Annotated in this window: 7 protein-coding genes; 3 read left to right on the top strand and 4 right to left on the bottom strand. The window is 48.4% G+C overall.

Translation table 11 applies throughout. The annotated features are described in order from the left end of the window. Positions 1-59 precede the first annotated feature (59 nt). Together BLQ13_RS09870 and BLQ13_RS09865 are read right to left on the bottom strand one after the other, a co-directional pair. Complete coding sequence (locus tag BLQ13_RS09870; RefSeq protein ID WP_090918662.1) at positions 60-1,670, bottom strand: gamma-glutamyltransferase family protein; 1,611 nt, start codon at positions 1,668-1,670, stop codon at positions 60-62. Positions 1,671-1,858: 188 nt separating this feature from the next. Next, the gene (locus tag BLQ13_RS09865; RefSeq protein ID WP_090918660.1) at positions 1,859-2,758 is read right to left on the bottom strand and encodes a glucose 1-dehydrogenase; all 900 of its coding nucleotides are present in this window, start codon (positions 2,756-2,758) and stop codon (positions 1,859-1,861) included. A 160-nt stretch (positions 2,759-2,918) separates the two neighbouring features. On the opposite strand from BLQ13_RS09865, the gene fosB reads away from it, so the two are divergent. The 3 genes from fosB (at position 2,919) to BLQ13_RS09850 (ending at position 11,829) form a co-directional block, all read left to right on the top strand. Beyond that, complete coding sequence (gene fosB / locus BLQ13_RS09860) at positions 2,919-3,341, top strand: metallothiol transferase FosB (RefSeq protein WP_090918657.1); 423 nt, start codon at positions 2,919-2,921, stop codon at positions 3,339-3,341. Positions 3,342-3,666: 325 nt separating this feature from the next. Further along, complete coding sequence (locus tag BLQ13_RS09855; protein WP_090918654.1) at positions 3,667-9,813, top strand: Ig-like domain-containing protein; 6,147 nt, start codon at positions 3,667-3,669, stop codon at positions 9,811-9,813. A gap of 204 nt (positions 9,814-10,017) precedes the next feature. After that, positions 10,018-11,829 carry a S9 family peptidase gene (locus BLQ13_RS09850; protein ID WP_090918652.1) on the top strand — a complete coding sequence of 604 codons (1,812 nt, stop codon included), beginning with the start codon at positions 10,018-10,020 and terminating at the stop codon, positions 11,827-11,829. Between the two features lie 236 nt (positions 11,830-12,065). Here BLQ13_RS09850 and BLQ13_RS09845 read toward each other — a convergent pair whose 3' ends face one another. Then, positions 12,066-13,100: a phosphotransferase family protein gene (locus BLQ13_RS09845; protein ID WP_090918650.1), complete on the bottom strand. Its 1,035-nt coding sequence runs from the start codon at positions 13,098-13,100 to the stop codon at positions 12,066-12,068. 23 nt (positions 13,101-13,123) lie between these two features. After that, positions 13,124-14,497 carry an Imm51 family immunity protein gene (locus BLQ13_RS09840; protein WP_090918648.1) on the bottom strand — a complete coding sequence of 458 codons (1,374 nt, stop codon included), beginning with the start codon at positions 14,495-14,497 and terminating at the stop codon, positions 13,124-13,126. Between the last annotated feature and the right edge of the window lie 107 nt (positions 14,498-14,604).

Raw genomic sequence — 14,604 nt, 5'->3', positions numbered from 1 at the left:
GCTCTGCTTTGCTTTACATTGCCTTGCTCAACCTTTACATTCATCACGTTATGGATTTCCTACCACGCCGCAATCGAGCCGTCCGTCCGACTTTCCGTTCCGCCGCATAACACACCTGTGTCCGGGTTGCGCCAGATGATCTGCCCCCGTCCGAATTGGGACGAATCGAGCTCGGTTTGGATATTATGTCCTCTGCGAGCCAGCGCTTGGGCAACGTGAGAAGGGAAGCCTTGCTCGACCAGTATCGTTTTGTCTTTAATCCACTGCCAGCGAGGTGAATCGAGAGCGGCTTGCGGATTCAGATGATGATCAATCGTATTCATAATGACCTGCACATGACCCTGAGGTTGCATGAAACCGCCCATGACCCCGAATGGTCCGACCGCTTCACTGCCTTGGGTGAGGAATCCGGGGATAATCGTATGATACGTGCGTTTACCCGGCTCCAGTGCATTCGCATGTTGCGGGTCCAGCGAGAAGTTATGTCCGCGGTTCTGGAGTGCGATACCTGTGCCTGGCACCACGAGTCCTGAACCAAAGCCCATATAGTTACTCTGAATAAAAGAAACCATGTTGCCTTCGCCGTCTGCCGCAGCCAGATAAACGGTTCCGCTTCCGCGTGGATCGCCTGCCTCGGGCGCACGTGCGGTATCCCCAATCAGCTTGCGCCGTTCTGCGGCGTAGGCTTCGGACAGCAAATCTTCCACGGATACGCCCATTTTTCGTTCTTCCGTAATGTATTTTTCTCCATCGGCAAAAGCCAGCTTCATCGCTTCCAGCTGTCGGTGATAACTGAGGACGGATTCCTTCTCGGCGAAGTCGAATCCCTTCAGTAGATTGAGTGCGGATAGGGCAATGAGTCCTTGCCCGTTCGGCGGAATCTCCCATACATCATAACCCCGGTAGGAAACGGAGATCGGATCAACCCATTCCGGCTGAAAAGCCTTCAGGTCATCTCGTGTCAGGTAACCGCCGTGTTCTGCCATAAAAGCATGAATGCGTTCCGCCAGTTCTCCTTCGTAAAAGTCTCGCGCTTCGCTCTCGCCAATCCGGCGCAACGTGGTCGCATGGCCCGGCGAGCGCCATAGTTCCCCCGCCGCGGGTGCACGTCCGCCAGGGGCAAAAGTCTCAAACCATGCACGCCCTGCTTCCGCATCGCCCTGGCGTGCATAGACCTCGGCTGCCCGTGCCCAGTGGCGGGCCAGCCCCGGCGCAAGCGGATAACCTTCCTCCGCATAGCGGATGGCCGGTTCCAGCACTTGCGCCAGCGTGAGCCGTCCAAACCGACGGCTCAGCTCCGCCCAACCCGCCGGTGCGCCAGGCACCGTCACCGGCACAACCCCCAGCTTCGGCATCTCCGTATAGCCTGCCGCCTGTAGCGCCTCAATCGAAATGCTCTGAGGCGCAGGTCCACTGGCATTCAGGCCATGCAGCTTGCCCTCCGTCCAGACGAGGGCAAAGGCATCGCCACCAATGCCATTGGAGGTTGGCTCCAGCACGGTGAGTGCTGCCGCTGTGGCGATGGCGGCATCGATCGCATTGCCGCCTTGTTTCAACACATCCAGACCAGCTTGTGCAGCAAGTGGCTGCGACGTGGCGACCATGCCTTGCTTGGCGTATACCGGCACACGGTACGAGGAATAAGGTTGGTAGAGGGGATCAAAGTTCATTCGTCAATCAGCTCCTTGTCACGAGATGTCAGATTCCGTTGTTTAACCGGAGTGTAGCTTCTAACCCTTTTCGCAACCGACAAGCCAATCTCCTGCCAAAACATCCAAATCCAACCTGACATCAAGGGGCAAGAACATAGAATATAAGCAAAGCCGTTTGAATGTACACATACTCATGCCAGTATCTCTTACGTTGTAACCATATCGCCACCGTTGACATGGATGCATTCGCCGGTGACGTAGGAGGAATCGCGTGACGCCAAATAGACATAGGCTGCAGCTAGCTCGTAAGGTTGACCTGCTCGGCCCATAGGTGTATCGGTACCGAATACCTGCACATCTTCAGCCGAGAAGCTGGCAGGAATAAGCGGAGTCCAGATGGGTCCCGGAGCCACGGCGTTTACACGGATGCCTTTGTCAGCCAGCGATTGGGAGAGTACACGGGTGAGGGAGACGACAGCGCCTTTGGTCGATGAATAATCAATGAGTCGCACATCACCTTTGTAAGCTGTAATGGAGGCGGTGTTGATGATGGACGCCCCTTGGCACAGATGGGGAAGAGCAGACTGGATCAGGAAGAAATACGAGAACACATTTGTTTGAAACGTATGATAGAGCTGCTCCTCGGTGATGTCGACAATGCTTTGCTGTACATACTGTACGGCGTGGTTGTTGACCAGTATATCGATTTTTCCGAACGTTTCCATTGTCTTGCGAATGACGGCTTCGCAGTTTGGTTTTAGTCGCAGATCCGTCTCGATGAGCAGACAGCGCTGACCCAGCTCCAGGATTCGGTCACGTGTCCATTCCGCGTCCGTTCGTTCATATAAATAAGCGATCACAACATCTGCACCTTCTTTGGCAAAAGCAATCGCCGCCGCCCGACCGATACCACTATCGCCGCCTGTGATAATCGCAACTTTGCCTTGCAGTTTGCAACTGCCAATATAAGCAGGGTCTTCACTGATCGGTTCGGGCACCATCAGCGATTCCAGACCGGGCTGCTGATCCTGATGCTGGGGCGGAAAAGCTAACTTCTGTGGTTTGCATACCGTCTTCTCACCGTAAAATGGATAGACAGGGTTCATGGTTTGCATATCCTCCTCGAACGTTCCTTGATAAGCCTACCCTATGCATTCATCCCGAAAAAGATGCAGTTTGGCCGTGCTATAAGCTTGTGTTCTACCGAAAATATATACCATAATAAGGGAGTAACCCTTTAAATTTGATGGAGGTGTCAGGAGCCCTATGAACATTCAGGGAATTAATCATTTGTGCTTTTCCGTATCGAATCTGGAGCGATCTATTACGTTCTTTGAGCAGGCTCTCGGTGCCCGAATTCAGGTGAAAGGACACAAACTGGCCTACTTCGAACTGGCGGGCCTCTGGATTGCTTTGAATCAGGAGGATGTGCTTCGAAATTATACGGAACGAACCTATACCCATATTGCGTTTACGGTAAAAGAAGAAGAGTTTGACGCTTCGGTGGAGCAGTTAAGAGCCGCAGGTGCGGACATTATTTCCGGAAGAGCGAGAGATGAACGGGATGGGAGATCGGTTTATTTTACAGACCCGGACGGGCATCTATTTGAACTACATACAGGCAGCTTGAAGAAGCGGTTGGACTATTATCGTGAGGCTAAACCGCATATGACCTTTTATTCGGAATAACTTAACTATACATCAAGGCTTTGGAGAGGCGGTTGTCTATATGATGACCGTCTGTTTGTGCTGTACAAAAGAGTAGGATCGATGTGGCTGGAGTAAAACTTTTGAATTTCTATTTTAAATTTAAAGAATTCTTTAAAATTCTATACAACTATGCCGAAAAAACCGATAATTTAACTTAGTAAAGAATTAAACCATAGGAGGGATTGACCCACAAAGATTAGCCCCCATATTAGGTTATCAAAAGATAACATTGAAAACGTTCTTAGCCATACCTGCAGTTGATTCAAGGGATATACAGAGATTGTCCATTTAAAGGAGTAATGACATGAACAAAAGGCTAAAGAGTTATATGATTCGAGTATTGTGTGTGCTGCTCGTTATCAATACATTTCCAGGAGGATCGCAGACCTCTGAAGCAGCAGGACAGAGTATTCAATATAACCAGACGAACAACGGGCTTACTGGAAAGCTGGGAACGCATGATTTCCAATATGGATATTCTGACTTCTCCGATGGTACAAGTCTTACCAATGGATTACTTCTTATTGGTGGGAGTAGCACTAGCAGCGTGAAGCTGATGAGCGCTTTTGCAAAATATAGCATCCCGACTAGTGGGTTTCCATCTAGTGGACAAAAGGCTGTATTGTCGTTAAAGCTAGATAGCTTAAGTGATACTTCGGATGCTGCGTATCCTCCTATTTTACAAGTATGGCAATATACGGGCTCGACCAATTATAGTCCAGTTTATGAACAAACCGATCCTTCTTTGTGGCCGGAAACAATGACCTCTCTACGTAGTAATCCCAATTTCACATTGCTGGATACTAAAAATGCAGCAGCTATTGCAAGTGCGCTCTCTAACGGTACAAATTTGACATTTGATGTAGATAGTGCAGTAAAAGCAAAAGCAGGAACTGTCGTACAGTTTCTTATTACAGGGCCTGAAAGCTCAAGTAAGCCCAGTACGGATAACCGATTTGAGGTTACTTCACAGGCACCATTTTTAACTGAAGTTGCCGGTGGACCACCTGCCGCTGCGAATACATCCACAGTGACCGCATCTCCAACAACTGTAACAGCAAACGGAACAGCTAGCTCTACAATCACCGTAACCGTCAAGGATGCGAGTAACAATCTACTTAGCGGAAAGACCGTTACATTAACAAAAGGCTCAAGTAACTCCGTGATCTCACCTTCTTCACAAGTTACGAATGCAAGCGGTGTAGCTACGTTTACCGTAACAAATACCCAAGCAGAGCAATCGACCTATACCGCATCGATAGCGGCAGATGCCGTAACGATCACGCAAACAGCCAGTGTAACGTTCCAGCCGGGGCCAGTCAGTGCAGGACAATCAACGGTCACCGCTTCCCCAACTACACTTACAGCCAATAATACGAGTAGCTCCACCATTACAGTTACACTTAAGGATGCCAATAACAATCTGATTACTGGCCAAGACGTCACACTGTCACAAGGAAGCGGCAGCTCTACCATCTCACCAACGCTATCCACGACGAATGCCAGTGGTGTGGCTACCTTTACAGTGAGAAATACGAAGGCAGAAGCCGTAACCTATACAGCATCTGCGAATGGTGTATCGCTTACGAGTACACCAATGGTAACGTTCCAGGCGGGAGCCGTAAATGCAAGTACCTCAACGATTACCGCATCGAAAGCCAATGTGATCGCGAATAATACAGACAATGCGACGATTACGGTAACATTAAGAGATATCAATAATAATCCAGTTGGTAGTCAAGCCGTTACCATAGCGCAAGGAAGCGGCAGCTCGACCATTACCGCGACTCAAGGAACGACGAACGCGAGTGGAGTTGCAACCTTTACAGTCAAAAGCACCAAAGCAGAAACGGTAACCTATAGCGCGTCAGCAGGCGGCACAACCACTGCATCCACGGCTAGCGTTACGTTCCAACCCGGAGCTGTTGCCGCTTCGCAGTCGACTGTATCGGTATCTAAAAATAGCGTGTTTGCAGACGGAAGCGATAGCAGTACAGTGACCGTCACGCTCAACGATGTCAATGGCAATACAGTGAGTGGCAAAAGTGTAACGTTATCGCAGGGAAGTGGTAGCTCTACCATTAATCCATCGACAGCTGTAACGACCAATGCCAGCGGTCAGGCTGTATTCACTGTAACGAGCGTGAAGGCAGAAACGGTGACCTATACGGCAACTGATGCAACGGATAACCTTACGGTTACGCAAACGGGAGCTGTTACGTTCGTACCCGGTGCAGTGGATGCGGCAGCCTCCACCGTCGTTGCTTCTAAAGCGAATGTGATTGCGAACAATGTCGACAGTGCGACTATCACCGTCACGCTGAGAGACGCAGGTAACAATGCGATCAATAATAGATCGGTAACACTGAGCCAGGGAAGTGGAAGCTCTACCATTACAACAACGCCGGGAACAACCGATGCGAACGGTGTCGCAACCTTTACCGTGAAGAGTACCAAGGCAGAAGGTATCACGTATACCGCTACAGCAGGCGGTGTGACAGTTACGGCTACAGCAGGCGTGACCTTCCAGCCGGGCTCGGTTAGTGCTTCTATATCCAAAGTCGAAGCATCTAAAGTGAATGTATCGGCAGATAACGTAGATACCAGCATTATTATGGTGACGTTGACCGATAGCAATGGTAATCCGATCGGTGGCAAGAGCATTACACTTGCACAAGGAAGTGGAAGCTCGACCATCTCTCCATCGACCGCAGTCATGACGAATGCGAGTGGTCAGGTTGCATTTACCGTTAAAAGTACAAAAGCTGAGACGGTGACCTATACAGCAACGGATGCAACAGATTCGATTACGATTACGCAGACCGCAAGTGTCACTTTTGATCCAGGCGCGGTAGATACCAATCTATCCACGATCAGCACATCCAAAGCGAATGTAGCTGCCGATAATACAGATACCGCAACGATTACCGTTCATTTAAAAGATAGTAGCGGTAATGCCATTAGCGGCAAAAATGTGACGCTGTCTCAAGGCAGTGGCAGCTCGACGATTACAGCAACGCAAGGAACAACGGATGCGAGTGGTGTGGCTACTTTTACTGTGAAGAGCACGAAGGCAGAAGCGGTCACGTATACCGCTGTGTCGAGCAGTGTGACGCTTGCGGCTACAACGGGTGTAACCTTCCAGCCAGGTGCAGTTAGTGCATCGGCCTCCAAAGTCGTTGTTTCCAAAGCAAATGTATCGGCAGATGGAACGGATAGCAGTACAGTAACCGTGACATTGAACGATATTAACAGCAATCCGATTAGCGGTAAAAATGTAACGCTATCGCAAGGAAGCGGAAGCTCGGCGATCACACCGTCGACCGCTGTCGTGACGAATGCGGGCGGACAGGCCGTATTCACAGTAACGAACAATAAAGCAGAGACGGTAACGTATACCGCTACCAATACTACAGATAGTGTGACCATCACACAGACGGGAGCAATTACCTTTGATCCAGGTACGGTGGATGCAGCTCTGTCCACAGTAACCGTGTCAAAAACAACCGTTGCTGCTGACAATACGGATAGTGCCACCGTAACCGTGACGCTCCGAGATAGTCAAGGCAATCCCATCAGTAATAAAAATGTCACGTTATCACAAGGAAGTGGAGGTTCTACGATCACGCCACAGGCTGGTGTGATGACAGATGGGAACGGTGTCGCGACATTTACCCTGACAAGCACGAAGGCGGAAAGTGTAACCTATACCGCTATTGCTGGCAGTGTGACGCTGAGCCCGCATCCCGTACCTGTTACATTCACACCGGGTGCTGCGGACGGAACGACTTCGCAAATTACAGTTTCCAAAGCAAGTGCCTCCGCGAATGGCTCTGATTTTTCGACCATTTCGGTGACGGTAAAAGATATTCACGGCAATGTGATTGCAGGTCGTAATGTGACCTTGCAGCAAGGAAGCGGCAGATCACTGATCTCACCTGCTCAAGCGACAACGAATGTGGACGGTGTAGCCAGCTTTACCGCTACGAATACAACGACTGAAAACGTGGTGTACACGGCTACGGTAGTCAATGACAGTGTGTTGCTGAGCCATGTGGCTAATGTGAATTTCTTGTCGGCCAATGCTTATCTTAACGGGCTGGATATATCGTCAGGCACACTTATTCCAGTGTTTTTACCAATGGAAATCAACTATGTAGCGAATGTAACAGATGATGTGTATCAAATTACGTTTACACCAACTGCAGCGGATAGTCATGCAACCATTCGAATAAATGGAACTGCTGTTCAAAGTGGGTTAGCATCTACTCCAATTTCATTGGTGACAGGTAGCAATACGATTACCATTGAAGTGCTTGCAGCAGATGGTAAGACGCGCCAAAGATATACTATAGTTGTCATGCGCGAACCGAATAAAGATGCACGTCTGAAGGCATTATCTGGTTTGCCAAAAGCATTGACGCCTGCATTTGATTCGGCTGTTACCAAGTACACTGTTCATGTAGCAAACCATGTGGAACAGTATGAAGTACAGGCAGAATTACAAAATGAGCTATCGAACTTGACGGTCACAGGTGCAGTTTACGATAGTAGTATAAACGCTTATGTGACTAACCTTCAGGTTGGAACAAATACAATTCAACTGAACGTTACCGCCCAGGATGGCATAACAGAAGCAAACTATATCATCGAGGTGATTCGTACCTCTGTTCAAGATGAAGTAAGGAGAGCGCTGAACAACTTAACCATCGGTTACACAGGTGACGATACTTGGGAGTTTGTCACACGTGATTTACTGCTAACGAATACTCAAGATGACCTTCCGGTCGTATGGAACACGAGCAAACCCGATATCGTAGAGAGTAATGGCACCGTGACACGTCCGGCTTCTCAAGAGTCGGCTGTTATCTTGACGGCTAGTATAGAGTATCTAAATGTAAAAATGAGCCGAACGTTCCTGATTGTTGTCAAACCACAGGGATTAAGTGTCGTTAGCTCTGGAGTTACACGAAACGTGCCTATCCGGATTGGTACCAGCAACACCGATGTCGAGCAGACACCGATTACACGCAAGGAGCTGTCGGACGGTAACAAGATTGATAAAGTTATCGCTACAACATCTCAGCTATCTAATGCATTGCAATCAGCGGTTACTAATAATGAAAGCAATGTACGTGTAGTCGCTACGGATACTCCAACCGATCCGGCCGATGAGGTGACCATCGATGTACCCGCTTCTTCCTATGATCCATTGGCGGGTGTGGTGGATCTGACATTGGAGACCGATTATGCTCACATCATGCTGGACAAGTCTACATTGTCGCAACTGAATACAGCAGGTCAAAGTTTATTCTTCCGATTTGTACCGATTCGACAAGCAAGCCAGATCACACAAGTGAAGGAGCAAGCGCTCGCTGATCCACTTGTAAAACAGGCTGCGAGCACGGGTACGGCATCCCAGATTGGGACACCGATGACGATTGAAACCAATTACAGCTCCTACAATACAACCTTGCTGTTCCCGGCATCTAAGCTGAACCTGCCAACAGGCAGTGTCTCACAGCAAGCCGCTTATGCTGCTGATTTATATGTCTATATCCAGCACAGTGACGGTGAGATTGCGTTACAGCGTGGAACGGTTCAATATGATGCAAATGGGCAAATTGAAGGTATTGCTATTACCATTAACAAGTTCAGTACATTTACGATTCTGCACGTTCAACCAGCCAACTCATCTTCCGGAGGTGGAAGCGGATCGGATGGTGGAAATGCCGGAGGTGGAAGCACTTCTCCAGCATCTACCCCAACACCGGGAACTAAACCTTCAACACCAGAAGAAACACCGACGCCTGCGCAGCCAGGAGCTTCAGGTGAGCATGCGGCCTACATTCAGGGTTATCCAGACGGTACATTCCGTCCTTCACAAACAACGACCCGTGCCGAGCTTGCGTCCATGTTGTGGCGTGTTATGCTGGAAAACGGCAGTCAGCCAGATCCGTCTGTTTCCGGAGGTTATTCGGATGTTGCTCAGTCGCATTGGGCGTACGAAGCTATTCGTCAGTTACATTCCAAGCAGATCATGCTGGGGATCACGACAGATCAGTTTGCACCCAATCGTGCACTAACCCGTGCAGAGTTCGCTGTGCTGGCTGTACGCTGGCAGCAACTGACGACAGATGGTTCGGGAGAAACTTCGTTCACGGATATCACGAATCATTGGGCAGCGCCAAGCATAGCCGTATTGGTGCAGAAAGGCATTGTTAAAGGGTACACGGATGGAACATTCCGTCCCAATGATGGCGTTACTCGTGCTGAGCTCGTAACGATGATGAATCGTTTGCTCAAACGCGGCCCGTTAACGGGTGTAACAACTCCGACATGGAAGGATGTTTCTTCAACTCACTGGGCTTTTGCGGATATTGAGGAGGCCTCACAGTCTCATCACTACAACGTATTGCCTAGTGGAGCCGAGAAATGGATCAATAACTGAGGGTAATCTCAGTACAGCAAACTTAAGGGCGGCATCGACCAAGATGCCGTCTTTTTCGTTGTATAGCAGTCGTTATTAGAAAAGAAAATGGAATTAAAGCTCACATATCTATTGTGAAAACAATGGAATAAACGATAAACTGGACAAATGGAACCTTAATTTACCAATGTTAAATTCATGAGTTTAATCTTAAGGAGGTTTGTCATGATTCAGTTTCCGAAACCGGATGTAGAGCAGTATTTTCAGACGTATCGTATTTCGCATTTTGCCGTATCAGTGGATGAGAAAAAGTTGTATATGGATAGCAACCTGAATGGTCAGCCGAATATTTGGGCGATGGACTTGCCGGGAGGGTATCCGTATCCACTGACGTATTTGAACCAAAGCAGTCAATTTATTAAAGCTGATCCGCAAGGGCGTCATCTGCTGACTGCTTTTGATCGAGATGGGAACGAAAACTATCACCTCTATGCGTTGCCACCGGAGGGGGGAGTTCCGCTTCCGATTGTCCCAGCTGATCCGAGTGACCGCTGTTATTATGCTCATTTATCTGAGGACGGAAAACGGTTATATTATAACACCAGTTCAGGCAATCCGAATTATATGAATGCACGCCTTCGTGACCTGGAGACCGGAGAAGACAAGCTTTTGTATCAGGGAGAAGAGGTAACCAGCAGCCTGATTGCGGTAAGTCCCAATGAAGAAGCCTATGTAATCCTGAAAATGTACTCCAACACGTATCAGACTGCTCATCTGCACCGGAACGGAGAATCCCATTCTATTGTGCCAGTTACCGAGCGTCAGAGTCAGGTTCCATATGTTCTATTTGCAGGTAATGACCGTTTGTTGCTGATTACCAACGATGATTCCGCATATGCCTATGTAGCTGAGTATGTCATAGATACGGGAGAGTTCCGTGCATTGTGTCATATTGAGGGTGAAGATGTAGATGAAATCCGCTGGCATGAGGCATCTGAAACGTTATATATCTGGACACTGACCGGGCCGGAATATCATATGTATGCGCTGGAAAAAGGTGCTGGAAAACCTCGCCGCATGGACATGCCACTCGATACGATTGAACAGGTGAACGTGACCAAATCCGGTAACGTGTATATTCTCGGACGTGGTGCTGTGCAGCCGCATAATATCTATCGACTTGTTGCAGATAGTGAGTCCTGGGAGCCGTTAACAGCCAATCGGGTGACCGGTCTGAACCCGGATGATCTCGTATATCCAGATGTCGTGCGATACCATTCCTATGACGGGCTGGAGATTGAAGCATTGCTGTTCAAAGCGAAGCCGGAGCAGGCGAACGGATACAGTGTATTCTGGCCACATGGCGGGCCACAGGCATCGGAAGCCAAGTTTTTCCGTCCGATGTTTCAGTTGTTGCTTGCACAAGGGTACAATATCTTCGCTCCGAACTTCCGGGGTAGCACAGGATATGGTGCTGAATTCGTGAAGATGGTTAATCGGGATTGGGGCGAAGGACCGAGACTGGACTGTGTTGCAGGTATTGAGTGGTTGTTTGATCAGGGGATTAGCTCGCCAGAGCGTTTATTTGTAGTAGGCGGTAGTTATGGAGGTTACATGACGCTGCTACTTGCAGGTCGTCATACAGAGTTGTTCCGTGCAGCAGTTGATATCTTTGGCCCAAGCAATCTGTTTACTTTCCTGGAATCTGTACCGGAGGATTGGAAGCCAATGATGGACAGATGGCTGGGTGATCCAGTACGTGACCGTGAACGCTTAACCAAGGATTCCCCGATTACGTATCTGGATCAGATGGTGAACCCGATGCTAGTCATTCAAGGGGCCAACGATCCAAGGGTGGTCAAGGCTGAATCGGATCAGATTGTAGCCGCACTTCAGGAGAAAGGTGTAGACGTCGAGTACATCGTATTGGATGATGAGGGCCATGGTTTCTCCAGAAAAACAAATGAAATTTTAGTTTATCGTAAAATGGTAGAGTTTTTGCAAAAGCATCAAGAGACTCCTGTTGCACAAGTTTAATTCGAATCATTTGATCACCATAGACTTCAGTGGATCATTCGTATGAGGGTGACAAGAGGTAGCTCATACAGACATGGAGTCTACTATAGAGCAACAAATAATAGCCAGTGATCACAAGGATCACTGGCTATTTTTGTTTCAAGTCAATCACATGAAGTTGTTATTTATATATCATCTGGTAGTCACGGATTCCTTTAGTACCTACAAGCCGCATGCTTGTCTTACAATCAGAACGTTCAGTCCAGCAAAGAGAGTACCTTCTCGATATACCGCTCTGCCCACGGAGCAAAAGGTAGATCAGCTTCCCAGGTCACTTGTCTGGTCGCCTTCGCCTCACCCCACCATAGAATACGTTGATACAATAGGTGAATCAGAAGGCGTGAACGAAAATGTTTACATTTTTCCGCATCGTCTGCACAGACGTTTTCCCGGTAATGATGAAGAAATCTCGCGGCCAGATCAGGCCTGTCTTCCCGGAGGTATCTTGCGGTTATTTTCGTCAGATCGGCTGTGCCATCACCAAAATAGGCCGTCGTAAAATCAAATAATCCACTGATTCTCCAAGAGGATGCAGGCGGATCTGTTTTTTGGATAAGAAAGTTCTCAACTTTGAAATCTCCCATGACAAATTCATGAACCGTCGAGACTAAAAAAGCAGACTCGGACTGTCTCAATTGCTCATCCACCCAGCTTACATCATCGTCAGTAATCACAGAGTACTTCTCCGCATCATGTAACCAGTGGCGGATGCTTCCGTACAGCCAGTCCAGATACGAGCCGGCAAAAGGCATGATTTTGTCTGCCACAGGATCGTATTCTCCGGCATCCGGAACTTTCCAGTGATGCAACTCGGCTAACGTTTCAGCCAGTACATCTGTAATGTCTTTATGATCTTGTGAAGTTAGAGTCGCTTGGAAAACAGGATCATATAGATGGTTTCCAGGCAACTTGGGCATGATTACGTAACTCCAGCCCAGTAGCTGCGTGTCCTCCTGAATCTGATAGGGAACAGGAACAGGAATGGTAGTGCGCGCCGCCAGTTGCTCCACGAAAAATTGCTCTTCCTGAAACTGTCCGTTGTATAACGGATTGCCTTTCAGAATAAACTCGCCTTGAGTAGTTTGAATGAGCAGGGTTTGCCCCATCACCCCTTCAGCTGTCCGGTGAGAATGGACTAATTCTCCGAGGTTGAAATGATCAAGTGCCCGTTGCAGATCGGGTTCCGAGACATGACCGAGACTATTGGAAGCAAAGTAGATGCGAGTCGTCATAAAAGGGCTCCTTATTTTTCTGTTTAGTCTAGCTCCGCTCTTGAAAACAGGTCGAGAATAAGATCACGTTGCTCACATGCCTGCTTGAATCCGAGAATAAAAGATATGAGCGCTTCTTTGTCATCTGTATAAGCACAGAACATATCCGCTTCCGGATCGAAACGAATAACCGAAGTCAGATGAGGCATCTTTTCTTCAAGAAAGACAGATGCGAGGGAGGCCCAATCGTACCCGCCACCTTCGAAACCTTCATCTGCACGTGAGTCAAAGACATCCTGAAGATATGTACCTGCGTTGAGAATGACGGAATAGGAATCGTTCCCTGCATCAATGAACCTAAAAGGGGCGATGGCTTCTTTAGAGAATGTTGACACGCTGTGGTTCTCAGTGAATACAGCAGTAATTGCTTGTTCTTCATCAAGAGAGTCAGAGCCTTCCTCGTCAAGCAAATTAAAATCCTCTTCGTCCAGCAAGCCCCGAATGAAAACTTCGAAATTCGGTGCCAGATAGGTGATTTCATAATCGCTCTCCTGATCCACATGAACGACACAAGGTTCGCCTTGAGGGCCGCAGAAGCGATAGTCCAGCATGACGACATCATGACCGGCAGACGGGCAATCACAGATGACAACCCCGAGGTCAGGGTATCCCCAGTCTTCGATCATAAAGCGACTGCCGAACTCTCCACCAAGGGAATACATCTTATCTCGTCCAATACCCAAGATGCTTGTAATGGCGATATGATCCTCTGCCCAACTTGTACCTTCTTGGGTCGGAAACGTTGTGCGCGCAGGAAAACCGCCATTTTGCGTTCTCATTAGCTGAATATAGGAAGCCGGCAGTTTGTAGCTGAGTTCCTGTTCAATGGATTGAATTAATTCCTCGTCAAAAGGAGAAGACACATGGTTATCTTGCGCATAATCGCTATACCGCCAGAATGTTGCGGGATCGTATGTGCCTGAAGCAACCTGAAGCTGGTTTAGTGTTCCGCTTTGCTCCCACTCTGCCTGCTCCGTCTCCCAGCGAATGCGATCCCGATCCATTTTAGCTGCTTTCGGGCGAATCCAGTCCAGGTATTCCAGGGTAGACTCATCATTGGGCTCAAGTCGATTCGCTTCTTCAAAAGCTGCCTGTGCCAGTTTATATTCAGCGACGTAACAGTAGGCATAACCTAACCGGAAGTGCCATAACGGGTCTAGTTGGCCTTGTTCCTTAACGCCTTGTAATAGTTTAATGGCTGTGCGATACTCTTCCAAATTGTTATATGCTCTTGCAAGCTGTCCGATCGTTTCGGCATCCTGCTCGGATTCGGGTAATGCCTCAATACGTTTAACGATGAGCGCATAGTCTTCCTGTTCATGCCAAACATTAATCTGTTCCAGCAACTCTCTATCCATGATTAGACCTCATTTCATCGTGAAAGAATAGGAAACTCTACCCACTATTTTACAAGGTTTAGAGACAAAAAAACACTCTCTCATACGGGTAGCCGTATGAGAGAGTG

It is taken from the genome of Paenibacillus polysaccharolyticus (assembly GCF_900102085.1).
GTDB lineage: Bacteria > Bacillota > Bacilli > Paenibacillales > Paenibacillaceae > Paenibacillus > Paenibacillus polysaccharolyticus.
This window is presented reverse-complemented; position numbering and strand designations above follow the sequence as displayed.